Genomic DNA, 25,941 nt, shown 5'->3' with positions numbered 1-25,941 from the left:
CCGTATAATTTAGTACTTTTGTACCAGAATTAAAAATAAAGTTATGAAACTTTCAACAATATTACTTTCCATCATGTTAGGACTTAGTTCTTCAACTATGGCACAACAGAAAGATATTACAATTAAACTTATCGAAACATCTGATGTGCATGGTTCCTTTTTCCCATACGACTTCATCACTCGAAAGTCTAAAAGCGGTTCTATGGCAAGAGTCTATACACTCGTTGAGGAACTTCGAAAGAAAGATGGGAAAGATAACATTTATCTGATGGACAATGGCGACATCCTACAAGGTCAGCCTATATCTTACTATTATAATTATGTAGTACCTGAGAAGACAAACATTGCAGCAAGTGTTCTTAACTATATGGATTACGATGTTGCAACTGTTGGAAACCACGACATTGAAACTGGTCATAAAGTCTATGACAAATGGTTCAAGGAATTAAAGTTTCCTATCCTCGGAGCCAACATTATCGATACGAAGACAAAAAAAACATACATCCTACCTTACTATACCATCAAGAAAAAGAATGGTATCAAGGTCAGTGTCATTGGAATGCTAACACCGGCCATACCAAACTGGCTAAAAGAAAGTATCTGGAGTGGTTTGCGCTTTGATGAAATGGTGTCTTGTGCAAAAAGAACTATGGCAGAGGTGAAGATGAAAGAGAAGCCTGATGTCATTGTTGGTTTATTCCATTCTGGCTGGGATGGTGGCATAAAGACATCAGACTATGACGAAGATGCGTCTCAGAAAGTTGCAAAGGAAGTTCCTGGCTTTGACGTAATTTTCTTCGGTCACGACCATACGCCACATAATTCTGTAGAAAAGAATATTGCAGGTAAAGACGTTATCTGCCTTGACCCGGCAAACAATGCACAACGTGTAGCGATAGCAACATTAACACTTAGACCTAAGAATGTCAAAGGTAAACGTCAATACACAATTACAAAAGCGAATGGACAACTTATTGATGTAAAAGATATCAAGGCTAACGAAGCATTCATAGAGCATTTCCAAACTGAAATCGATGCTGTGAAAGCATGGGGTGATCAGGTAATTGGGAAGTTTGAAAATACAATTTACACAAAGGATAGCTACTTCGGTAACTCTGCTTTCAACGACCTTATTCTCAATTTAGAACTAAAGATTACTGGGGCTGATATTGCTTTTAATGCACCTTTGTTATTCAATTCATCTATTAAAGCAGGACCAATTACTGTTGCAGATATGTTCAATCTCTATAAGTATGAGAATAATCTTTGTACTATGCGCCTCACAGGTAAGGAGATTCGGAAGCATCTTGAGATGAGCTATGATCTATGGTGTAACACTATGAAAAGTCCTGAAGATCATCTGCTTTTGCTTTCAAACACTCAGAATGATGCACAACGTCTTGGTTTTAAGAACTTCTCTTTCAACTTTGATTCCGCCGCAGGTATCGATTACGAAGTAGATGTAACTAAACCTGATGGAGAAAAGGTACACATCCTACGCATGAGTAATGGTGAACCTTTCGATGAAACTAAATGGTACACTGTAGCAGTGAATAGTTATCGTGCTAATGGTGGTGGAGAACTCTTAACCAAGGGAGCAAGTATCCCACGTGACTCTTTGAAGAGTCGCATCATCTGGGAAAGTCCAAAGGATCAGCGACATTATCTTATGGAAGAAATCAAGAAAGCTGGTGTAATGAACCCACAGCCAAACCATAACTGGAAATTTATTCCAGAAGCATGGACCATTCCTGCTGCTGCACGTGACCGCAAACTTCTTTTCAAAGAATAAGAAAAGAAGTACTCGTCAAAACTGAACTGACTCGTTTACGAGGTTAAGTTCCAAATTAAACGAATTTGGCAAAGTCTTAACACTGAGACTAATGAAGAAATATTGGTTTATTTTCTGTAAAACAGATATCATGCTTGAGAAAGTGGATGAGCATTACTTTATTCCACTCTCTGAAGATGCCCCAATATCACTGCATCCTTGGACACACGTACTTAATGTCACACCGATGAAAGATGGAACAGAGGTAAAGGCTGTCATGATTGACCAACCTATAACCAACAATGCACAATACGAGATGTGTGGCTTACGTTCCTCCTTCTATCGTCTTCCCAAAGAATTTTATCTTAAAGCAGGCAAGTGTCATGAGTTACTTTACTGGGATAATAACACCCGCTTCTGTGGCGTTTGTGGAGCGACAATGAAGATGCACACCGACATTTCAAAACGTTGCACAAACTGCGGAAAAGAAGTATGGGCACAGCTGGCCACAGCAGTCATTGTCCTTGTACATCATGACAATAAAGTTCTTCTTGTCCATGCACGCAACTTTAAAACTGATTTCTATGGACTTGTAGCTGGCTTTGTTGAAACAGGTGAAACACTTGAGGAAGCCGTTCACCGCGAAGTGGAAGAAGAGACAGGAATAAAAGTAAAGAATCTTCGCTACTTTGGATCACAACCTTGGCCCTATCCATGCGGTCTCATGGTAGGCTTCAATGCTGATTATGATGGTGGAAGCTTACACCTACAACGAAGTGAAATTTCAAAGGGAGCTTGGTTTACTAAAGACAATCTCCCGACAATTCCAGAACCATTATCAATAGCAAGAATGATTCTTGACGATTGGATAAACAAAACTTCAATATAAACAAAAGCTTATTTTTAAACCTTAAGACAATGATGACTTTCTTAGAAAAAGCCCTAGGATTTGATTCCAAATCTATGAAGCTCCGCACTGAGATTATTGCTGGAGCAACAACATTCTTAACGATGAGCTACATCTTAGCTGTAAATCCTGCTATTCTTACCACAACGGGAATGGATAAGGGAGCACTCTTCACAGGCACTGCTCTTGCTGCTGCTATCGCAACTTTACTTTTAGCGTTCATGGCGAAGCTGCCTTTTGCACAGGCACCTTCTATGGGGCTGAATGCCTTCTTTGCTTATACGCTCTGTGTGTCATTGAAGTTTACATGGCAGCAGTCTCTAGCCATCATGCTAATTGAGGGTATTCTCTTTATCATTATTACATTTTTCAATGTTCGTGAGATGATTCTCAACGCTATCCCGACAAATCTACGCTATGCCATATCAGCTGGTATCGGTATGTTTATTGCTTTTATTGGTTTGAAAAACGCTGATATTATCGTTGACAACCAAGCAACTCTCGTCGGACTTGGCGCATTCACTCCTACCTGCATCCTCGGTATTATAGCTATTCTTCTAAGTGGAGCATTAATGGCAAGAAATGTAAAGGGCTCTCTTTTCTGGGGAATTATCATCACCACTATCATTGGCATTCCAATGGGAGTTACGGTAATTCCTGACAGTTGGATGCCTGTATCAGCACCACAAGATATCACTCCTATCTTCTGCAAGTTTGACTTCTCTGGACTAATGAATCTGAAGACTGTGTTGGTCGTATTCTCTCTTCTTTTGATTAACATCTTTGACACAATCGGTACATTGATGGGCTTAGCTGACAAGACAGGTATTGTAGAGCCAAATGGCAATATCCCTCATGTAAAAGAGGCTATGATGAGCGATGCAATCGGTACAACTTGCGGTGCAATGTTAGGAAGTTCAACACTTACAACATACGTAGAGAGTGCCAGTGGTATTGCAGAAGGTGGCCGCTCTGGTGTAACAGCTTTTACCGTTGGTATCTTCTTCATCGTTGCCCTCTTCCTCTCTCCTATCTTCCTACTTATCCCAAGTGCGGCTACTAGTGGTGCATTGGTAATGGTTGGTGTATTAATGATTGACTCTGTAAAGAAAATCAATCTTCAAGATATAACAGAATCATTCCCAGCCTTTATCACAATGATTACAATGGTGCTTTGTTATTCTATTGCTGATGGTATCTGTTTGGGAATCCTCGCTTACGTCTTCATGAAGACTTTCACACGTCAGTGGAAAGATCTGAACTGGACACTTATTGTACTCGCCGTCCTATTTATCTTGAACTTCGTCAAAAGCTAAATACGCATATAATAAATCATCACCCCTATGAATCATCACATCAAGTGGTTCATAGGGAGTTTTTTATAATCATGAGATTTCATACCCAATCGTAACACATCATCGGCATTGAAAGAAAAAGAGCAAAAAAACATGATAAAGTTTGCACAGTTAAAATAAAATGACTACTTTTGCAACCGCTTACGAAAAGTAAGGGCGTTTAGCTCAGCTGGTTTAGAGCATCTGCCTTACAAGCAGAGGGTCGGCGGTTCGAATCCGTCAACGCCCACTACCTTGGGTAGTTTCCAGAGTGGCCAAATGGGGCAGACTGTAAATCTGCTGCTTCTAGCTTCGGTGGTTCGAATCCATCACTACCCACAAAAGAGTTGTAATCATTTGATTACAACTCTTTTGCTTTATATTTCTATTATACAAGAAAGACACAAACCCAAACTGTCCGGACACTCCGGACAAAGTGTTCGAAGGCTTCGGAACAACTGTCCGGAAGCTCCGGACAGAACTAGTAAGCAATCAAATAAATGAGGTTCAGTAGGAAAAGTTCCTGTCATTTATAATAAGTGATTATTATCTTATTTGGATGAAGCAACAAAAAAGGACCCTCAACATTGAGAGTCCTTTGAGGTGCCTAGCGGAATCGAACCGCTCTACATGGTTTTGCAGACCATTGCCTAACCTCCCGGCCCAAGCACCATTTTATAAACAAATCATTATTGCGATTTGCGAGTGCAAAGATAATCAATTAATTCGGTTCAGCCAAACAAATAAGAAACTTTTTTCAATAAACATTTGGGAAGCTACTTTATAAGAAAAAACTCAAGATGTTTTGTGAAACATAAGAAAAAGATATGACTTAAAGAGACTAATTGACAAAAATCTTCCTTGTTTCTATTTGAAACAGACAGGCTTCTTATACCCATTCTTCTTTTGTTTCTCTTTCAACTTATCATGTAAAGCACAACCTGCACATCCATGACAAGGGTCTTTCGCTGCACGGAAAGATTGCCACATACGATAAAGTACGTAGCCTATAGCAGATATAAGTATAACTGCTATTACAATATATTGCCACATAAAACCCTCCTTCCTAAATCTTATACTGGTGTATCAGTAGTATCTTCTGTGAAAAGATCCTCTGCTACGTTTATCTCATCGTCATCAAACCACTTTGACAATTTCTCACGTGCCTGCTTCTTCATATTATCATCAACAGATGTCCACACCTTATTTAATGCATAAAGCAGAACACCAAGATCATCTGCAAGCCCTGCTATAGGAATAGCATCTGGCACAGCATCAAGTGGCGAGATTAGGTAACCCAACGCACCCACAATAATAGCCTTGTCTTTAAACGACACCTTGTCACTTTGCATCAAATAATACAAAAGTAATGCTACATATATCAACTTAGCACCAGCGCGTTTTGCGATGCGTTGTATTTTGTCTGAAAAATCCTGCTGAGTAAACTTATCTTTGTATTTCTGAAAATCAGGTAATTCCATTCTACTATAAAATTATAAATAAAAGTTATTTGAAAGCCATTACATGGTCCACATAATTCTTTACCTCAGGATAATCCTGATTAGCTTGACGAATCTTCTTCTTAACCACGATCTTCATGATTACTCTGTAAAGAAAGAAGAGTATCAACCCAACTCCTATCGCTGCCAACACATTCATTATTCCTTCGAAAGGAAGTGAATCGTCTGGGAAAGCTGACATAATTAAAATAGGCAGACAGAGAAGAAAGCCTGCTATCGTATAACGAGAACGTTCTGTACCCTCACTATCTAAAGCTGCCTGATAGTCAAAGAGGTAATCCGCAAGATCATCTTCGCTAATATTAGCAGGTAACTGAGGGAAACCAGCATCGTTTTTATGGTTTCTTATTTTATTTTCAACTGTATGTTGGAAATCGTCCAACACAGTTACATAATGCTCTTCTAAATCTTTCATAAATAAACAAGTCTTCTATATTAGTAGCCATCATATCTCAACTCTTCAATACATTCTTCCTCGGTATTCCAACTAGAACACGATAAGATGAGCGAGTATGAAAGAAAAATAAAACAGTGTTCCTATAAGCCGGGTTCTGTTTCTTCCTCATCTTTCGATAATAGGAAGATGCCTGTCATTTATCTATATTGCAAGTTACCCTACAATTAAAGCATTCTACCCTCCGTTGTGCTTACGCTTGGGCGGGCTACCCTCAAACAACGGTTTACATGAACTTGCAGCTCCTGAACGGCACAGCCAGACGATCACCCGCCTGCTGGTAGTCTCTTACACCACCTTCTCATCCTTACCATACATTGCTATATGGCGGTTATTTTCTTCTGCCTACATCTACTGTCACCAATAGCTTCTATTTTCGGAAGCAGGATGCCCTATGCTGCCCGGACTTTCCTCTCGCACCCATTCAAGATGCCAGCGACAGAGCCGGAACACTGCCTTATTTGAATGCAAAGATAATGGAAAACATGGAAAAGCCAAAATATTTCAATGATTATCTAAACAGGGCGTATGAGAACTTTAAAAAGAAAACATATTATTACCAATACAAGAAGTGTAAAGATATCCATTTTTAGAAGAATATTAAAACTGTGTGAGCCTTTTCATAAAAAGGAAATTAAACCTTCTAAAATAAGAACCATCTAATTGCTAAATGAGCTATCACAATTAAAAGCAAGCAAACATATGGTTCCAATAAATAACATATTACTCATATCTTCACGAATAGAAATATGTTTGATTATTTCATTTTATAAATTTAAGAAAGGAAAATAAGCAGAATACAAACAAAACAAATATTAAAATCGAACAAATGCTAAATCTTAATCGTTTCAGATTAATAGCCGTTAAGGATTAAAATTCAATTGTTAAAATCGGATAAAGATATATGACAAAATGTCGGTTTTACGATTTTTGCACTTATATTTGCAATAACAATCCTGTCAACAAGACATTTTATTAATGACGACTTGACACCTATAAATGTATTTAACGTACAAATAATTAAGAATATGAAGAATTTATCAAAGTTTTTGGTTGGTGCAGCATGTGTTACTGCCCTAGCTTTTTCTACTGGCGCTTTCATCAAAGTTTATGCAGCTGAAGCACCAGCTGCAACTCCTGGTCAGCCTGTTGATCTCACTTACGCAGCAGAGAAAGCACTTCCTGCTGTTGTTCACATCAAGTATGTCCAGAATTCTAAGACACAGATGGTGGATGTACAAGATGACCCATTTGGTGGATTTTTTGACCCATTTGGTTTCTTTGGAAATCCTAACCAAGGTAATGGTTCACGTCGTCAACAGGTTCAGACGCCTAAGAAGGAGGCTACAGGTAGCGGTGTTATCATTTCATCTGATGGTTATATCGTAACAAATAATCACGTTGTTGAGGGTGCCGATGAATTAACAATCACACTGAATGACAATCGTGAGTTCTCTGCACGCATCGTTGGAACTGACAAACAGACAGACCTTGCTCTTTTGAAAGTCAATGCAACGAACCTCCCTACCCTTCCTATTGGCGACTCCGACAAGTTGAAGGTAGGAGAATGGGTAATTGCTGTAGGTAACCCATACAACCTCAACAATACTGTAACAGCCGGCATCGTAAGTGCAAAGTCACGTGGCTTGGGTGCTACACGCAATGGTATCGAGAGCTTTATCCAGACTGACGCAGCCATCAATCAGGGTAACTCTGGTGGTGCATTGGTAAATACACAGGGTGAGCTGGTTGGTATCAACGCTATGCTCTATTCACAGACGGGTGCATACAGCGGTTATGGCTTTGCTATTCCAACTTCCATCATGAACAAAGTTGTTGATGATATTAAGAAGTATGGTAGCGTACAACGTGTAATGCTCGGCATCCAAGGTGGTGATGTCCTGAATTACATCAACACACAGAAGGAAGAGGGTAAAAACGTTGACCTCGGTACAAACGCAGGTGTTTATGTAAACGAAGTGTCTGAGGATGGCAATGGTGCAGCCTTAGGTCTGACAAAGGGTGATGTTATCACTAAGTTTGACGGACAAAAGGTAACACGCATGTCTGAACTTCAGCAAGCACTCAACAGCAAGCGTCCTGGCGACAAGGCAACAGTGACCTACATCCGTAACAAGAAGGAAGTTTCAAAGACTATCACACTGAAGAATGCCCAGGGTACGACAAAAGTAATTGAGCAGGCTGACATTGACATCCTTGGTGGACAGTTCCGTCCAGTACAAAATGAGCTTAAAAAGCAGTTAAATATCAGCTATGGCTTGGAAGTATTAAAAGTTAACAATGGTGCTTTGAAGACTGCAGGAATCAGTCGCGGATTTATCATTCAGAATGTAAATGAAAACATGGTGAAGAACATTGATGACTTACAAAACATCGTTAAGAAGGCATCAACCAGCAAAGATCCTGTACTCTACGTTCAAGGTATATACCCAACTGGCAAGAAGGCTTATTTCGCTATTCCACTTGCTGACTAATATCAAATAGCTTTCAGCTGAATAGCTACCATTAAGGACTCCCCCATTTTTGTTTAATAAACAAGGATGGGGGAGTTTATTTTTGTATATAGCCAAACAGCTTATTCTCCGAACAGGTCACAAAACGCCTTTAAAATCATACTTCAGTCTCATCAAATCACACAAAATAATCTCTATTAAATAAATTTGGAAAACACAACAAACGGAACCAAATAAAGTTACTGGTAATCAACAAGTAACAAACGAAAAATTACCGACTAGAAAAATAACATAGATACATTCAAGATTCTTAGGTGAGTTTTTTACTCTTTTATTTGTTTAACTCATTGATTTTGCGTAAATTTGCCATCACTTTAAATAATGCTAAGCACATGAGACAGTTGAAAATCACAAAATCGATTACGAATCGAGAGAGTGCTTCTCTTGACAAGTATCTGCAGGAAATAGGTCACGAAGAAATGATTAGTATTGAGGAAGAAGTCGAACTCGCTCAGAAAATTAGAAACGGTGATCGAAAGGCGTTAGAACGCTTAACTAAAGCCAACCTACGTTTCGTTGTCTCTGTTGCAAAGCAATATCAAAACCAGGGGCTCTCCCTACCCGACCTAATAAACGAGGGCAATGTAGGACTCATAAAGGCTGCAGAAAAGTTTGATGAAACGCGTGGCTTCAAGTTTATCTCATACGCTGTATGGTGGATAAGACAAAGCATCCTGCAAGCTATAGCCGAACAAAGTCGTATCATTAGACTACCACTAAATCAAGTTAGTTCTGTCAACAAAATTAATAAGATTTTGACACAGTTCGAACAAGAGTACGAGCGTCGCCCAAGCATTGATGAGATTGCACAGAACACGGATATTCCAGAAGACAAGATCATTGATGCAATGAAAGTTAACTCGCGTCATATTTCGGTAGATGCACCATTCTATGACGATGAACAAAGTAGCTTGTTAGATGTCATTCCTAATGATAACACACCATCTACTGACAAAGAGTTGGTTGAAGAGAGCCTACGCGAGGAAATAGGTAGAGCCTTACAGATTCTCGAAGAGAGAGAGAAGGTAGTTGTAGAGGCATACTTTGGAATAAACCAACGTGAAATGACCTTGGAAGAGATTGGAAGTAAATACAATCTCACGCGTGAACGGGTAAGACAGATTAAGGAAAAGGCAATAAGGCGCCTACGCCAGCAGACCAATAGTAAGGTTCTGAAGGCTTATTTAGGACAATAACTATAAAATAGTAAGATAATAATTCAAGATGAAATTACGTCAGGTATTAATCATAGCAGTACTTCTGCTTGGATGGGTAAATAGTAGTAACGCAAAAGGATACAAGCCTGCAAAGGTATATATGTTCGGTTTTGCTGCATCTTTTAATGATTCAACGGTTTATATGACCAACATTCAAAAAGTAGATGCATACCTTGCAAACGACCGCACAAAATTCCTTGCGAATCGTGAGGACTACTCATATCAATTACGCAATTATCTTCAAACCAATGGTCTTGAAAGCTTTCCAACATGCGTTACATTGTATGCTGAGAATGAATCTAAGGCAATGAAGCAGTTCACGACGCTGAAAAATAGATACGAAAAGAGTAAGAAGAAATATGAGGTAAAGTTTATCTCTGATGCAGAGTTCAACTATAAGACTATAACACCTGACAATTTTATTTCAAATGAAGAGACACAAGTGAAGCCACAAGCCAATCTTAAGTAAAAGTAAGCATAGAAAGTAAAGATGGGAATACATAACTTCAGGATTGCTGACTTTGACATACAGATTATATTCCGTGAGACAAGTGTCAACGGAATGCACTTGTTAAACTCATTTGAACCATTCAGAATCAAAGATGCGTCAAAGAATCTGTTTTTTAGATTAACAGTTGATGATACATTGCGACCAATTCCTAAGGAAAGAAGACAACGTATTCGTGCTTTTGATACAGGAAATGGTGATACCATTGTTGACCGTGTTGATGATGGCAGTTATCAGTATATAATCAAAGACATCAATGGTGCTGATTGTTGTATGTTACAGGGCAACAAGGACTTCTCTGAATGTCGATGTGCGCTCAACGGCAACAGAAACATGCGTACCTTTGGCTTGAATAACGCACTGATGCTTATTTTCGCTTTTGCGGGTGCACATAAAAAGACATTGCTAATCCATGCTTCTCTTGTTCGAAACAATGGTTATGGTTATGCATTCATTGCTAAGAGTGGCACAGGAAAATCTACACAAGTTAGCATGTGGTTACGTTATATTCCAGGTTGCGACCTCATGAATGATGATAATCCTATCGTAAGAATTATAGATGGTGAGACTTGGATTTATGGTAGTCCATGGAGCGGTAAGACGCCATGCTATCGTAATATTAAAGCACGCTTAGGAGCTATCACACGTATTGACCGTGCAACTACAAACTCTGTTGAAAAGCCAAATCCGATTGCTGCTTTTGCATCTCTCTTGCCTTCTTGTTCAAGTATGAAATGGGATTCAGACATCTATAATGGCGTTTGCGACACCATAACAAAGATTGTTGAGGCAGGAAGAATATTTACGTTACATTGCTTACCTAATCAGGAAGCAGCAGAGATTTGTTACGAAACTGTAACGAAAAGATAAGACTTATGTCAAAGACTACACTTACTACTTCTGAAATTCAGTTTGCAAATGCAGAGTTCTTACCAGAAGTTGTCAAGATATTGAATGAAGGTCATACTGTAACATTACGCCTTCGTGGATACTCCATGCGACCCTTTCTCGAGAACGACCGCGATAAAGCATTGCTCGTGAAACCCTCAACTATAAAGGTTGGCGACCCTGTCTTAGCAGAGATCTCACCAAATCATTTTGTCTTACATCGCATAGACAGAATTGACGGCGACAACATCACCTTACGTGGTGACGGCAATCTTAAAGTTGAACATTGCAAAAAAGAAAACATTGTAGGTGCAGTTATTGGCTTTTATCGAAAAGGTCGGAAGGATATGGATACCACAGATTGTCGAAAATGGAAGCTATATAGCTTTTTTTGGATTCGACTTCTTCCTGTCAGAAGATATTTATTAGGCTTTTATAGACGTATTTGGATTCCTATCTTTGGACCGATTTAATGAGACATTAAAAGAATGATTATTATATAAACTATCAATAAGAATGAAAGTAAAGAAAGGCTTTAACCTCCGTGAAGTATGCGGAGAGCATATCATCGTTGCAGAAGGAGATGAGAATATTGACTTCAGCAATATCATATCAATGAACGAAAGTTCAGCATACTTGTGGGAAGAAGTACAAAAGATGGATTCCTTTACAATAGATACGCTTGTAGATTTAATCTGCAATGAGTATGAAATTGATAAGGATACAGCTCGTAAGGATGCTTCAATGCTTGCTGCTCAATGGGGGACTGCTGGTATTATTGAAGGTGATGACATTCCAGAAGATGACTCAACACCAGACAAAGAGGAGGCTAGTAAAGTAGCAAACGACACACTGAACAACACTGAAACAAAAGAAGAAAAGCCTAAGAAGAAAAGTTTCTTTAAGCGTCTTTTTGGATAATAGCAGTTTAAAAGAGAATCATACATAAAAAACTCGGACACTGAATTATTATAATCAGTATCCGAGTTTTTTATAGGAACTATTTAAGACAGTTAGACGTATCGATTAAATAGAATTCCCATCATCTTCTTAACAAACCACTTTCTTCTCGTTATAAAAAGATAGTAACACTGAGATGTATCGATAGCTAGACAATATAGCCTCATTACTGAAGCTCATTAAAGATTTTCGATAAACCATTCAGCTACTTGGCGCAACAAATGATTACGTGTGTTACCACCATAGATGCCATGGTTACGATTGGTATAAAGATTCTCCTTAAAGTCCTTATCAGCCTGTATTAATGCTTCAGAGTACTCAAAAGCATTCTGCGGATGAACATTGTCATCAGTCAGACCATGGCAGATTAAAAGTTTACCATAAAGATTCTCTGCACGCTTTATAGGATTGATAGCATACCCTTCGGCATTCTCTTGTGGTGTACGCATATATCGCTCTGTATAAACAGAATCATAATAGCGCCAATTTGTTGGTGGAGCAATTGCCACACCTGCTTTAAAAGCATTACGTCCCTCACTCATACTCATCAATGTGTTGAAACCACCGAAACTCCATCCCCAGATACCTATACGTGAAGCATCAACATAACTTTGCTTACCCAACCACAAAGCAGCTTCAACCTGATCTTTTGATTCTAAGTCGCCAAGTCTCAGATAAGTGCACTTCTCGAATGCCGCACCACGGGCACCAGTTCCACGTCCATCTATGGTAACAACAATATAACCCTTCTGTGTCAAGTAATAGTCATACATCGCACCACTACCCATAGAACCAACACTCCAGTTATCTACAACCTGCTGACTGCCCGGACCACTATACTGATGCATAATAACAGGATACTTCTTTGAAGCATCAAAGTCCGCTGGCTTCACCATCCAACCATTAAGTTTCACACCCTCAGAAGTTGTAAATGTAAAGAATTCAACTCCAGTGTTGCCATACTTTGCCAACTTTGCTTGCAGTTCATTATTATTAAGCACCTCACGTATCTCTTTACCTTTGTTATCATAGATAGCAAATACGTATGGGTGGTTGCTATCACTCCATGTATTGAGGAAATACTTATAATCACCAGAGAATGAAGCAACATTCCATCCCGCACGAGCAGAAAGGCAAGTCAACTTACCTGACTTATCTGCAACATATATCTCACGCTGCATTGGCTTACGTGCAGCTGCTTGGAAGTAGGTATTTCCCGTCTTCTCATCATAACCGTAGATTTCTGTTACATCATAGTTCCCCTTATCAATCTGACGTAAAAGCTTACCATCCTTATTATATAAATAAAGGTGCATATAACCATCACGGTCTGAAGGAACAAGAATCTGATCTTTCATAATTCGAATACCCTCCATTGCTTCCTCCTTTACATACTTTGGAACACTCTCTTTAATCAGCAATTTACAAGCACCTGTAAGAGGGTTAGCCGCATAAAGATTCAACTCGTCCTGATGGCGATTCATTGTGTAAAGGATAATTCTATTTGCATCGAAGGTCTGCTTGATACGTGGAATATAACCATCCGCAGCCAATGGTAAATCATACTTGCGTACTTTACCATCACTCAGATTATAAGACCACGCACTCACTTTTGAGTTAGCCTCACCAGCCTTTGGATACTTGTAATTATAATCACCTGGATAGATAGCGAACTGCTCAAATGTTGGGTGCGAACCTTTGTAGAACTGTAGTGTATAAGTCTTTACCTGACTTTCATCATACTTAATCCAGCTTAATGTCTTACTATCTGCACTCCAAGCAAGTGCATTATTAAAACCAAACTCTTCTTCATTCACCCAATCTGGTAAACCATTGATAATTTTATTGAATTCACCATCCGTAGTAACTTGTTTTACGTTCTCACCATCTGTAATATAGATGTTATTCTGATTGACATAAGCAATATATCGGCCATCAGGTGAGAAAGTAGGAATCTGCTCAGCACCAGCTTTTGAGAGTTTCTTTAATTGCTTCGTTTTAACATCATAAAGATAGAAATTAGCTGTGAACGAACGTCTATAAATACGATTCGTATTCGTTTGCAAAAGTAGTCGGTTGCCATCATTTGAAATCTGATAATCATCGAATGACTTTAATTGCTCACCCTTAGCATCAGCAAGGTCAAAGATAACCCCAGTGGAGTTACCCGTCTTAAAAGAATACTTTACCACCTGACGGGCATCAGATGATATTTGAGCAAACTCAGAAGTTCCTTCCAAAGGATTAACCCCCGAGATACGCTTAGCAGCAAAAGTGCCATTCGTAATGTCTTTCAAAGAAATAGGTTCTCCTGCCATCAAATGAAATGCGGTTAGCATTGATACACAAAGAAATAATATACGTTTCATAAATTCAAGTTTTAACTGCACAAAAATATAAAATATTCTGTAAATTTGCAAAGGAATGGAACAATATTATTGCGACTTCGGGAACTGGCTACGCTCTCAGTTCCCTTACAAAGTACAGAAGATATCGGTTAACGCAGGCTTTACCTGTCCTAACCGAGACGGAAGAATAGGGCGTGGTGGTTGCATCTACTGCAATAATCAAACCTTTAATCCTGCCTATTGTGATAATGGGAAAAGCGTTACTCAACAGCTTGAAGACGGCAAAAGATTCTTCTCTGGGAAATACCCTGAGATGAAATATCTTGCTTATTTTCAAGCCTATACAAACACATACGGCACTAACGACCACATAAAGAAGCTCTATGAGGAAGCACTTGCCGTGGAGGATGTGGTTGGACTAGTTATCGGTACACGTCCCGACTGCATTAATGACGACCTCTTAGATTACTTTGAGGAGCTGAATCGCCGCACATTCCTCATCGTTGAGTATGGTGTGGAAACCTGCAATGATGAAACATTACGACTGGTTAATCGTGGGCATGACTTTGCCTGTGCTCGCAAAGCTATTGAAGAGACTGCCCGACGTGGTATTCGTGTCGGTGCACATATCATCCTCGGACTACCTGGTGAGGATGCAAAAGAGAGTTTAAGACAAGCACCTATCATCTCTTCTCTTCCCTTGACAACATTGAAGATTCATCAGTTACAGATTATCCGTGGAACACGTCTTGCAAAGATGTACGCTGAAAAGTCATTTCACCTTTATACGGTTGAAGAGTTTATCAAACTCATAGCAGATTACATTAGCCTTCTCCGCCCCGACCTAGTACTCGAACGCTTTGTCAGCCAGAGTCCTCCCGACCTCCTCATCGCTCCAAAGTGGGGACTGAAGAACTATGAGTTTACACATCGCCTTCATAACTATATGAAAGAAAAGTTGAATAATAAAGTTCAATCAGACAAATGAATAAGACTGTATCAATATCTGTTTTCACTGTAATCTATATTCTTGGAGTAAGTTTTGTACAGAACACCTTCAGGAATGGTCACGATGTGGGAACAGGTATACTATACCTTTATAGCACCTTGCTCTATGTTATTAGTTTTATAATTTCATTCTCAATATTCGGAGGAAACAAGAAACGAAAATACATCTTTTTAGCTACTTCCTCCTTAGCCTTACTCTACTACATTTATCTTTGGATGCCACAATCGACTATGCCTTATGAAAGAATTTTCTACATTCTTTGGGGCATTAGCATCTATATCTGTGAGTTTATCTACCTAAAACAGCAAAAGAGCTGAGCGTAAAAATTATTTTCCTACGTTCCCCACCCTACCTTTCCATGAAACCAAAGACTGCCATTCTGTCCACAACAGATGCCACTTTGTCACCTACATAATATAGGCACAAGATTTGAGATATAGGCAACAGAAACAAAAAATAAAAACAAATTCCGAAGCCTATTATAAAGGTAAAGGAACTATAGGAAGGAGATTTGAATATGACATTTGAGAAATTTACAATCAAAGCACAAGAAGCTGTTCAGAGTGCGATAAACATTGCACAGCGAAATGGACAGCAGACCATTGAGCCAGTACACATATTAGTTGGTGTAATGGATAAAGGAAAGGACGTAATAAATTACGTCTTCCAGAAAATTGGCGTCAATGCACAAGCTGTAGAGACTGCCATTCAGAATGAGATGAGCCACTTACCAAAAGTATCTGGTGGTGAACCCTACCTCTCTTCTGAAACCAATCAGGTGATGCAGCGTACAGTAGAGACCTCCCAGAAGATGGGTGATGACTTCGTTAGTATCGAACCGATGCTACTCGCCCTACTTGCAGTGAACTCAACCGCAAGCCGTATATTGAAAGATGCGGGTTGTACCGAGAAGGAAATGACAGCTGCTATCAATGATCTTAGACAAGGTCAGAAGGTACAGTCGCAAAGTGGTGACGAGAACTATCAGTCATTACAAAAGTATGCGCGCAACCTTATCGAGGATGCACGTGCAGGAAAACTCGACCCAGTGATTGGTCGTGATGAAGAGATTCGTAGAGTATTACAGATTCTATCTCGTCGTACAAAGAATAACCCTATTCTCATTGGTGAGCCAGGTACTGGTAAGACAGCTATCGTTGAGGGGTTAGCAGAGAGAATCGTTCGTGGTGATGTGCCAGAAAACTTAAAGGACAAGCAACTCTACTCATTGGATATGGGTGCAATGTTGGCTGGTGCTAAGTATAAAGGTGAGTTCGAGGAGCGACTTAAGAGTGTGGTTAAGGAAGTAATGCAGGCTGATGGTAACATCATTCTCTTCATTGATGAGATTCACACATTGGTTGGCGCAGGTGGTGGCGAAGGTGCCATGGATGCTGCAAACATTTTGAAACCAGCTTTGGCACGTGGCGAGTTGAGAGCTATTGGTGCAACGACATTGAATGAATACCAGAAATATTTTGAGAAAGATAAGGCTCTTGAGCGTCGTTTCCAAACAGTTATGGTAGATGAACCAGACGAATTGGACGCTATCTCTATCCTTCGTGGATTGAAGGAACGTTATGAGAATCATCACAAGGTACGTATCCAAGATGATGCTTGTATCGCAGCTGTTAAGCTTTCTGAGCGTTATATCTCAGACCGTTTCTTGCCAGATAAAGCTATCGACTTGATGGATGAGGCTGCTGCAAAACTGCGTATGGAACGTGACTCTGTACCAGAGGAGTTGGATGAAATCAGTCGTAGATTGAAGCAGCTTGAGATTGAGCGTGAGGCTATCAAGCGCGAGAACGACACAGAAAAGATTACACAACTCGACAAAGAGATTGCTGAACTCAAAGAGCAGGAACATGGTTTCCGCGCTAAGTGGGAAGGCGAACGTGGACTGGTGAATAAGATTCAGCAGGATAAACAAGAGATTGAACAGCTCAAGTATGAGGCTGACCGTGCCGAGCGTGAGGGTAATTACGAGCGTGTTGCCGAGATTAGATACTCACGACTAAAGCAATTAGAAGACGATATCAAGAACATCCAACAGCAGTTGCAAGCGACACAAGATGGGCAAGCAATGGTGCGCGAGGAGGTTACAGCAGATGATATCGCTGAGGTTGTGAGCCGTTGGACAGGTATTCCTGTCACACGAATGTTACAAAGTGAGAAGGATAAACTGCTCCACTTAGAGGATGAACTACACAAGCGTGTCATCGGACAAGATGAGGCTATCACTGCCGTGGCAGATGCTGTTCGTCGTTCACGTGCAGGATTGCAAGATCCAAAGAAGCCTATTGCTTCCTTCATCTTCTTAGGTACAACGGGTACCGGTAAGACTGAGTTGGCAAAGGCATTGGCTGATTATCTCTTCAATGACGAGTCTATGATGACCCGAATTGATATGAGTGAGTATCAAGAGAAGTTCAGTGTAACTCGACTCATCGGTGCGCCTCCTGGATATGTAGGCTATGATGAGGGTGGTCAGTTTACTGAGGCTGTACGCCGCAAGCCTTACTCTGTCGTACTCTTTGATGAGATTGAGAAGGCACATCCAGACGTATTCAACATTCTTTTGCAGGTGTTGGACGATGGTCATCTGACAGATAATAAGGGACGAATTGTGAACTTCAAGAATACGATTATCATCATGACATCAAATCTTGGTTCACAATATATCCAGCAACAGTTTGAACATCTTAACGATACTAACCGTGAAGAAGTAATCGACAAGGCAAAAGTTGCGGTAATGGATATGCTGAAGAAGACTATTCGTCCAGAGTTCCTCAACCGTATCGATGAGACTATCATGTTCTTGCCTTTGACAAAAGAGCAGATTGGTGAGGTTGTTCGTCTACAGCTGGAGAGAGTTAAGGATATGTTAAAGGCACAAGGTGTTGACCTTCAATGGACAGACCCAGCCATCAATTATCTTGCTGACGTGGGTTATGACCCAGAGTTTGGCGCACGCCCTGTCAAACGAGCTATCCAACGTTACGTATTGAATGACCTTAGTAAGTCATTACTTGCAGGAACTGTCAAATGTGACAAGCCTGTCATCATCGACAGCTTCGGTGAGGGCTTAGTATTCAGAAATTAAAATAAAAGGGAGTGTATCATTTGATACACTCCTTTTTTGTTTCATCCGAAATTTCGAATGATACTACTGTAGATTTTTATGACGTAAACCTCTGTTCTCCTTGAGGCTTCTTCGTAATCAACAAGTTTTCTTATCTTTAGTGATTTTACGTGTCATAACCGTCCGCACTGTTGGTGTTCATTGTCCGCACCATTGGTGCTGAGTATCCGCACGATGATATGACATGATAACAAGGGCTATTGTGGCTCATACACTATGGAGAAAAAATAAGATGTGCCGTCACTGTGAAAACAGTTCCAAACTCCTTACTATCAAGAACGAGTCCGTCTCAGAATACGCTATTTCTCACATTCATTCCATCATCTATGATTTTCTACAATAAAAGAAGGGGCTTCTGGAATTTCAAGTGATAGTTTTTATATTTTTAGGCTACCTGCTGATAAACAAGTATGGATCTATAACGAATCGTGTGGGTAATTATAGAAAACTCAGACAAGAATATTACCTTTGTCTTATGAATAGTACCGAGATATTTACACAGGCTTTGAGCCTATCAGAAGCAACTTCTTAAAAGGAGGGCAAGGGGATTCGTAAATACAGAAAACTTTAAGTATATGGTCTATTTCATAACAGGGGAGCTTAAACTTAATTACCCACACGATTCGTTATAGAGCCGAATATTTTTTTGTAACTTTGTACTATAAAACTTAAATACATTGTCATTATGGCATCAAAAGCATATAACGTTCTATTTATTGTAGCTATGTTGTTGTTCAGTAGTTGCAGCGTATTCCGTGGACTCACACTCGATGGTCCTTCTGGTCCGGATATATATGAATATCAGAAGTTGGAACGAGACACTATTTTCAAAGGAAACAATCCGTTTCATTTTCCACTTGCTGCATCGCATCGTTGCATAGATAGAAGTATGCATATAACTCACAAAAAGGCAGGAAATGCAGAGGAGATGCGAATAGATTCACTCGTTGAGCAATGGTTTGGAAAAGATGGGCAATTGCTTATTATTCATAACGACAGTATTGTTTACGACCAATGGACAGAGCCTTTTTATCCAAGAAAGAATGCTACCATTTTCTCTGTTTCCAAATCGTTGACGGGGCTTCTTTGTGGTATTGCCGTAGACGAAGGTTATATCAAGAGCGTAGACGACTATGTAACTGATTATATTCCAGAATTGGCACAATACAATGCTACATTCAAAAAGTTACGGATTGTCCACCTACTGAATATGCAGGCTGGTTTCGATTTTTACGAGGACTATGAATTGACTCTAAAAGGTTTATTTAAAATATTCAAGATAACTCAACTGCAATATGGGCACGACTTCACCCGACTTTTCCGACACATAAAGTTCAAAAGTCAGCCTGGCGAGAAATATGAATATAACAGTTTAACAACAGCTCTACTCTCTTGGATTATTGAACGAGCTACGGGTAAAACCTATGCAAACTATATGAGTGAGAAGGTATGGAAACCATTAGGTATGGAACGCGATGCATGGGTTACAATAGACAGTCGTAAGCATCATCACACACAAGGCTTTGGAGGTATTGCTACAAACGTGTATGACCTTGCAAAAATAGGAAGATTATATTTGAATGGTGGTACGTGGAATGGGAAGCAAATTGTCAGCAAGGAGTGGATAGACAAGAGCTTAGAAAAGACTACCGAGAATAAAGGTTATCATTATTGCTGGTACCATCAGTATCGCGATAACAATGCCGATAACTCTTCTTTTTATGCGTTTGGTGTCGGACACCAATTCATTTATATTAATCAGAAGAAGAATGTGATTATTGTCCGAATAGGAAACAACTACAATTGGATGGGATGGGAAATGTCATTTTTCGACTCCTTGTGCGACAAATTGTTCTAAACAAAATAAGTAGTTAAAAATCTGAATATATTTTGTAGGTAATGACAAGTAATACTACACAAAATATCCCGAAAATTTATGAAAAACAATTTTGCCAGTTAAACTTGGGATAAGATCCTTACTGTCAAAAACGAGTCCGCCTCAGAATACGCCTTTCCCACATTCATTCCAATATCTCTGATTTTCTACAATAAAAGAAATCCTAAACATGAAAGTTCCTGTCACTCGTGTCACAAAAGAACAGCGTATAACCTTCTGATTTATAGTACGTTTACGTGAAGTGTTAAAAGTGACAGCAAAATAAAATAAAAAATACTATAGTTATATCGTTACATTTTTAAAAGAGCTAACAACTTTTTATTACTCAAAGAACAACATATAAACAGAATTATTAGACGCATCCAACTCTTACGTTAGAAAGATTAATATTTCTTCTCACGTAAAAGTGATTCTATCATAAATTAAAACATAGTGTATAGCACTAAGAGCCTTCTACTCATAGTAAAAAGAAGCTGTAAATAGTAGAGAACGAATATAAAAAGCGTTACTTTACACTTAACTATAAAGGTTCAAGACTGCATATTACATACTTCTTGCCGTGTATTAAAACATAGTTCATAAACAAACTATCTATAACAAATCCTGCATGGACTAAAGCCTTTTGACTTTGCCGCACTCACAGAAAGGCTTTTTATACTGCCAGAGCATCTATTAAGACCACGGCAATTTTGGCTTGAATGATACTTTCTTGCCTTTGGACCCGTACAAATGTAAACCGTTCCAGACTGAATATCCGTATTTCTCTTTGTAGAAGCAGTCGTTCCTCCTATCGTAGAGAACAAAGCAAGTGCTATAAACGCTGATTTAATAAATTGCATATTGGTATAAAGTAAGATTGTTGTAATGAACTTAGTAAATTAGAAGTGAGAGCGAAAGGTAAAGGCTCTACCTCTTTTGGTATACATTTATAAAATATAAAAATAGGCGGTATACCTACATAAAAACATGGTATACCGCCTAAAAAATATATTTCTAAGAAATTACTTCATTTCTTCCACTGCTGCTTGTGCCGCAGCGAGTCTTGCGATAGGCACACGGAATGGAGAGCAGCTAACATAATTAAGACCTACGCGATGGCAGAACTTAACAGAACTTGGTTCGCCACCATGCTCACCACAGATACCACACTTGAGGTTCTTGCGAGTATTACGTCCTTTCTCAACACCCATCTTTATAAGCTGACCAACACCCTTCTGATCGAGAACCTGGAATGGATCTACATCCAGAATCTTCTTCTCCAAGTAGCTTGGCAAGAAGCTTGCGATATCGTCACGACTATAACCGAAAGTCATCTGAGTCAAGTCATTTGTACCGAAGCTAAAGTATTCTGCCTTCTGTGCAATAACATCAGCTGTCAAAGCAGCACGAGGAATCTCAATCATCGTACCCACCTTGAATTCAACCTCAACGCCTTCCTTCTTGAAGAGTTTGTTTGCAGTCTTGCGAATGATGCTCTCCTGAATGTCAAGCTCATTAACAATACCTACCAATGGTACCATAATCTCAGGCTTAGGATTATAACCTTCCTTCTTCAACAGAACAGCTGCACCGAGGATAGCCTTGGTCTGCATTGCAGTAATCTCTGGGAAAGTATTACCCAAACGACAACCACGAAGACCCAACATTGGGTTGCTCTCAGAAAGTGCGCTTACACGGCTCTGGATAAAGTGAACGCTTACACCCATTTCCTCAGCCATTACCTCCTGACCCTTAAGATCGTGTGGAACAAACTCATGCAAAGGAGGATCGAGCAGACGGATGTTAACTGGCATACCGTCCATACATTTCAAGATACCATAGAAATCCTGCTTCTGATAAGGCAAGAGCTTATCAAGAGCCTTCTCACGCTCCTCTGTGCTGTTTGCGAGAATCATCTCACGCATAGCCTTAATCTTCTCGTTCTCAAAGAACATGTGCTCAGTACGGCAAAGACCAATACCAACAGCACCGAAGTTACTTGCTACCTCTGCATCGTGTGGAGTATCTGCGTTGGTACGAACAACCAACTTACTATACTTCTTACAAAGATCCATCAGCTCAGCGAAGTCACCTGTCACCTCAGCAGGGCGAGTCTTCACCTCACCAAGATAAACCTCACCTGTTGAACCATTCAATGAGATATAGTCGCCCTCACGGATAATTGTTCCATCAATCTCTAAAGTACGTGTCTTATAGTCGATCATGATAGCACCAGCACCACTGACACAGCACTTACCCATACCACGTGCCACAACGGCTGCGTGTGAAGTCATACCGCCACGAGCTGTCAAGATACCCTCAGCAGCAGACATACCTGCGAGGTCCTCTGGAGATGTTTCAATACGAACCATGATAACCTGACGGCCATCCTCATGCCACTTTGTAGCGTCATCAGCAAAGAATACTACCTGACCGCTTGCAGCACCAGGAGAAGCTGGCAAACCACGTGTTAAGACATGAGCCTGTGCCAATGCTTCCTTATCAAATACTGGGTGGAGAAGTTCATCGAGCTTGTTTGGCTCACAACGCATAAGCGCTGTCTTCTCATCAATCTCACCCTCATGGAGAAGATCCATAGCAATCTTAACCATTGCAGTACCTGTACGCTTACCATTACGAGTCTGGAGGAACCAAAGCTTACCTTCCTGTACAGTGAACTCCATGTCTTGCATATCATGGTAATGCTTCTCAAGCTTATCCTGAAGTGCATAAAGCTGCTTGTACAACTCTGGCATTGCTTCTTCCATAGAAGGGAACTTATTTGCACGAGTCTCCTCATCAATATTCTGCTGAGCTGCCCAACGAAGTGAACCTTCCTTAGTAATCTGCTGTGGTGTACGAATACCTGCTACAACATCTTCACCCTGTGCATTGATAAGATACTCACCATTGAAGAGGTTCTCACCAGTACCAGCATCACGAGAGAAGCATACACCTGTTGCAGATGAATCACCCATATTACCAAATACCATTGCCTGAACGGTTACTGCTGTACCCCATTCCTGTGGGATTCCTTCCATCTTACGATAAAGGATAGCGCGCTCATTCATCCATGAGTCGAATACTGCACAAATAGCACCCCACAGCTGCTCCATTGGATCGTCTGGGAAGTCCTTACCGGTCTGATCCTTAATAGCCTTCTTGAAAAGAACAACGAGTTGTTTCAAATCCTCAACAGTCATATCACTATCGAGTTTCACACCACGTTCTGCCTTAACCTTCTGGATAATGGCTTCGAATGGATCAATGTCTTCCTTGTTTACTGGTTTCATACCAAGGACAACATCACCATACATCTGTACAAATCGACGATAACTATCATAAGCAAAACGCTCATTACCCGTCTTCTTTACTAAACCTGCTACAACAGTGTCATTGAGACCAAGGTTTAGAATAGTATCCATCATACCTGGCATAGAAGCACGAGCGCCTGAACGTACACTCACCAAAAGAGGGTTGGATGGATCTCCAAAAGTAGAATTCATCAAGCTTTCTACATGCTTAACGCTATTTTCTACTTCTGCTTTTAATAACTTTACTACAGTCTCTTTACCCTTCTCGTAATACTCTGTACATACATCTGTGGTAATTGTAAATCCTGGAGGAACAGGAACACCAATAAGATTCATCTCAGCAAGATTGGCACCCTTGCCACCAAGAAGATTTCTCATGTCAGCCTTACCTTCAGCCTTACCATTACCAAAGGTATAAACTCTCTTTTCGCTCATAAGTTATAAATGATAATAATTTTTAGATATTTCTATAGTGCAAATATACCAATAAATAGGCAAAGCAACAAACTTTTCAGTGAAAATTGCTATCTTCACCTTACATTTTCAAGTTGTTAGCGAACACAGAGGGTATTAAAATTATTTAGAAGATTACAAACAAGAAAAAATTAGTAACTTTGCACCGAAATACAAAACAGATTATGAGTAGAAAAAGAAAGCCGTTACCCATTTTGGAGAATGTCACAATTGAAGCTGTGGCAGCCGAAGGTAAATGTGTTGCACATGTTGATGATAAAGTTGTATTTATTCCTTTTGTCGTACCTGGAGATGTTGTTGATCTTCAAGTACGCAAGAAGAAACGCAGTTATTGTGAAGCAACTGTCATCCGTTTCCTAAAAAAAAGTACAATACGTGTAGAACCTATGTGCGAACACTTTGGCATCTGTGGCGGTTGTAAGTGGCAAAATCTTCCTTATAACGAACAACTCAAAGCAAAGCATCAACAAGTTTATGATCAACTCAGCCGAATTGGAAAAGTGGAGCTTCCTGAGTTTCGTCCGATAATGGGTTCTGTGCATACAAAGGAATATCGTAACAAACTCGAATTCGGCTGTGCAAATAAACGATGGTTTACAGAAGAAGAACTGAAAGCGTTACCTGAAGGTGTTGGATTGTCTGAAGGAGCCATTGGATTCCATATAACTGGTGCTTTCGATAAGATATATCCCATTAAGAAATGCTGGCTAATGGATAATCTTTGCAATGAGATTCGCAATGATATCTACGACTACGCTCGCAACATAGGAATGAAGTTCTATGATAACCGTGCACAACATGGATTGTTGCGTGACATCATGGTTCGCAACTCCAATACTGGTGAATGGATGGTGCTCATTCAGTTTCACTATGATGAGGAGGGAGATGACAAACGTGCTGAGGCACTGATGCAGCATATTGCCGACCGTTTCCCACAGATTACATCTCTTTTCTATGTTGATAATCAAAAAGGTAACGACACTTTTAACGACTTAGAACTTACTCTTTTCAAGGGCAATGACCATATCTTTGAGACCATGGAAGAGTTAAAGTTTAAAGTGGGACCAAAAAGTTTCTACCAAACCAATACAGAACAAGCATATCATCTTTATGCTGTTGCTCGCGAGTTTGCAAACCTTTCTGGTAACGAACTCGTATATGACCTCTACACAGGAACAGGAACCATTGCCAACTTCGTCGCTAAAAAAGCAAAGAAAGTCATAGGAATAGAATATGTCCCTGAAGCTATCGAAGATGCCAAAGTTAACTCAGAGGTTAATAAGATTAATAACACACTCTTCTATGCAGGTGACATGAAAGACATCTTGACAGAAGATTTCATTCACGAACATGGACGTCCAGATGTTATCATCACTGACCCTCCTCGTGCTGGCATGCATCAAGACGTTATCAACGTTATCCTCGGAGCAAGTCCAAAACGAATTGTTTACGTTAGTTGCAATCCAGCAACACAGGCACGCGACCTAGCTCTCCTTGACGCAGACTATAAGGTAACTACAGTTCAACCAGTAGATATGTTTCCACATACACCACACGTCGAGAACGTAGTCCTATTGGAGAAAAGATAGAAAATAAGTCCTATTATAAAATTTGCATGCTATATCAGTAAATGGAATGATGCAGCTAATTACTGATTTAGCAGGCAAATTCACCTTAATATA

Annotated in this window: 18 protein-coding genes, 3 tRNA genes and 1 other RNA gene; 15 read left to right on the top strand and 7 right to left on the bottom strand. The window is 39.9% G+C overall.

The window, feature by feature from the left end; genetic code table 11:
* The first annotated feature begins 43 nt into the window (after window positions 1-43).
* The 5 genes from J4856_RS08180 (at window position 44) to J4856_RS08160 (ending at window position 4,351) form a co-directional block, all read left to right on the top strand.
* Entirely contained in the window at window positions 44-1,792 is a 1,749-nt protein-coding gene (locus J4856_RS08180; RefSeq protein WP_025839076.1) for a bifunctional metallophosphatase/5'-nucleotidase, read from the top strand.
* A 91-nt stretch (window positions 1,793-1,883) separates the two neighbouring features.
* Window positions 1,884-2,660, top strand: coding sequence for an NAD(+) diphosphatase (gene nudC / locus J4856_RS08175; RefSeq protein WP_025839074.1), 777 nt, complete (start codon window positions 1,884-1,886; stop codon window positions 2,658-2,660).
* A gap of 32 nt (window positions 2,661-2,692) precedes the next feature.
* Window positions 2,693-3,994: an NCS2 family permease gene (locus J4856_RS08170; RefSeq protein WP_065367878.1), complete on the top strand. Its 1,302-nt coding sequence runs from the start codon at window positions 2,693-2,695 to the stop codon at window positions 3,992-3,994.
* Window positions 3,995-4,187: 193 nt separating this feature from the next.
* Window positions 4,188-4,262 (top strand) — tRNA-Val (locus tag J4856_RS08165).
* Between the two features lie 7 nt (window positions 4,263-4,269).
* Window positions 4,270-4,351, top strand: a tRNA-Tyr gene (locus J4856_RS08160).
* Between the two features lie 262 nt (window positions 4,352-4,613).
* Here J4856_RS08160 and J4856_RS08155 read toward each other — a convergent pair.
* From J4856_RS08155 to rnpB, 5 genes are all read right to left on the bottom strand, one after another.
* Window positions 4,614-4,684, bottom strand: a tRNA-Cys gene (locus J4856_RS08155).
* 195 nt (window positions 4,685-4,879) lie between these two features.
* Window positions 4,880-5,065: a FeoB-associated Cys-rich membrane protein gene (locus J4856_RS08150; protein ID WP_025839072.1), complete on the bottom strand. Its 186-nt coding sequence runs from the start codon at window positions 5,063-5,065 to the stop codon at window positions 4,880-4,882.
* A 20-nt stretch (window positions 5,066-5,085) separates the two neighbouring features.
* Window positions 5,086-5,493 (bottom strand): YkvA family protein, encoded by a 408-nt coding sequence (locus tag J4856_RS08145; RefSeq protein ID WP_025839070.1) that lies wholly within the window; start codon window positions 5,491-5,493, stop codon window positions 5,086-5,088.
* A gap of 25 nt (window positions 5,494-5,518) precedes the next feature.
* Complete coding sequence (locus tag J4856_RS08140) at window positions 5,519-5,947, bottom strand: hypothetical protein (protein WP_025839069.1); 429 nt, start codon at window positions 5,945-5,947, stop codon at window positions 5,519-5,521.
* Between the two features lie 109 nt (window positions 5,948-6,056).
* Window positions 6,057-6,442: RNase P RNA component class A (rnpB, locus tag J4856_RS08135), an RNA gene on the bottom strand.
* 572 nt (window positions 6,443-7,014) lie between these two features.
* Between rnpB and J4856_RS08130 the strand changes: the two genes are divergently transcribed.
* The 6 genes from J4856_RS08130 to J4856_RS08105 all read left to right on the top strand — a co-directional run bounded on the left by J4856_RS08130 (window position 7,015) and on the right by J4856_RS08105 (window position 12,054).
* Complete coding sequence (locus J4856_RS08130; RefSeq protein WP_025839065.1) at window positions 7,015-8,481, top strand: trypsin-like peptidase domain-containing protein; 1,467 nt, start codon at window positions 7,015-7,017, stop codon at window positions 8,479-8,481.
* 371 nt (window positions 8,482-8,852) lie between these two features.
* On the top strand, window positions 8,853-9,716 hold the full coding sequence (locus tag J4856_RS08125; RefSeq protein ID WP_025839063.1) for a sigma-70 family RNA polymerase sigma factor: 864 nt from the start codon (window positions 8,853-8,855) through the stop codon (window positions 9,714-9,716).
* Between the two features lie 28 nt (window positions 9,717-9,744).
* A complete protein-coding gene (locus tag J4856_RS08120) occupies window positions 9,745-10,206 on the top strand; it encodes a hypothetical protein (protein WP_025839061.1) in 462 nt (153 codons plus the stop codon).
* Between the two features lie 21 nt (window positions 10,207-10,227).
* Window positions 10,228-11,115 carry a hypothetical protein gene (locus J4856_RS08115; RefSeq protein ID WP_025839059.1) on the top strand — a complete coding sequence of 296 codons (888 nt, stop codon included), beginning with the start codon at window positions 10,228-10,230 and terminating at the stop codon, window positions 11,113-11,115.
* 5 nt (window positions 11,116-11,120) lie between these two features.
* Window positions 11,121-11,606 carry a S24/S26 family peptidase gene (locus J4856_RS08110; protein ID WP_025839057.1) on the top strand — a complete coding sequence of 162 codons (486 nt, stop codon included), beginning with the start codon at window positions 11,121-11,123 and terminating at the stop codon, window positions 11,604-11,606.
* A gap of 43 nt (window positions 11,607-11,649) precedes the next feature.
* A complete protein-coding gene (locus J4856_RS08105; protein ID WP_025839056.1) occupies window positions 11,650-12,054 on the top strand; it encodes a PqqD family protein in 405 nt (134 codons plus the stop codon).
* A 218-nt stretch (window positions 12,055-12,272) separates the two neighbouring features.
* Here J4856_RS08105 and J4856_RS08100 read toward each other — a convergent pair whose 3' ends face one another.
* Entirely contained in the window at window positions 12,273-14,462 is a 2,190-nt protein-coding gene (locus J4856_RS08100) for a S9 family peptidase (RefSeq protein ID WP_025839054.1), read from the bottom strand.
* Window positions 14,463-14,517: 55 nt separating this feature from the next.
* Between J4856_RS08100 and mnmL the strand changes: the two genes are divergently transcribed.
* The 3 genes from mnmL (at window position 14,518) to J4856_RS08085 (ending at window position 20,453) form a co-directional block, all read left to right on the top strand.
* Window positions 14,518-15,429, top strand: coding sequence for a tRNA modification radical SAM protein MnmL/YtqA (mnmL, locus tag J4856_RS08095; protein ID WP_025839052.1), 912 nt, complete (start codon window positions 14,518-14,520; stop codon window positions 15,427-15,429).
* A gap of 538 nt (window positions 15,430-15,967) precedes the next feature.
* Complete coding sequence (gene clpB / locus J4856_RS08090; RefSeq protein ID WP_025839049.1) at window positions 15,968-18,556, top strand: ATP-dependent chaperone ClpB; 2,589 nt, start codon at window positions 15,968-15,970, stop codon at window positions 18,554-18,556.
* 724 nt (window positions 18,557-19,280) lie between these two features.
* Window positions 19,281-20,453 carry a serine hydrolase domain-containing protein gene (locus tag J4856_RS08085; protein ID WP_025839046.1) on the top strand — a complete coding sequence of 391 codons (1,173 nt, stop codon included), beginning with the start codon at window positions 19,281-19,283 and terminating at the stop codon, window positions 20,451-20,453.
* 1,040 nt (window positions 20,454-21,493) lie between these two features.
* Here J4856_RS08085 and ppdK read toward each other — a convergent pair.
* Window positions 21,494-24,220 carry a pyruvate, phosphate dikinase gene (ppdK, locus tag J4856_RS08080; protein ID WP_025839044.1) on the bottom strand — a complete coding sequence of 909 codons (2,727 nt, stop codon included), beginning with the start codon at window positions 24,218-24,220 and terminating at the stop codon, window positions 21,494-21,496.
* A gap of 203 nt (window positions 24,221-24,423) precedes the next feature.
* Here ppdK and rlmD point away from each other — a divergent pair, with 203 nt between their 5' ends.
* Window positions 24,424-25,848 carry a 23S rRNA (uracil(1939)-C(5))-methyltransferase RlmD gene (gene rlmD / locus J4856_RS08075; RefSeq protein WP_025839042.1) on the top strand — a complete coding sequence of 475 codons (1,425 nt, stop codon included), beginning with the start codon at window positions 24,424-24,426 and terminating at the stop codon, window positions 25,846-25,848.
* Window positions 25,849-25,941 lie beyond the last annotated feature (93 nt).

The sequence above is a fragment of the Prevotella scopos JCM 17725 genome (genome assembly GCF_018127785.1).
Lineage (GTDB): Bacteria > Bacteroidota > Bacteroidia > Bacteroidales > Bacteroidaceae > Prevotella > Prevotella scopos.
The sequence above is the reverse complement of the archived record's forward strand: the minus strand, read 5'-3'. Positions and strand labels throughout refer to the sequence as shown.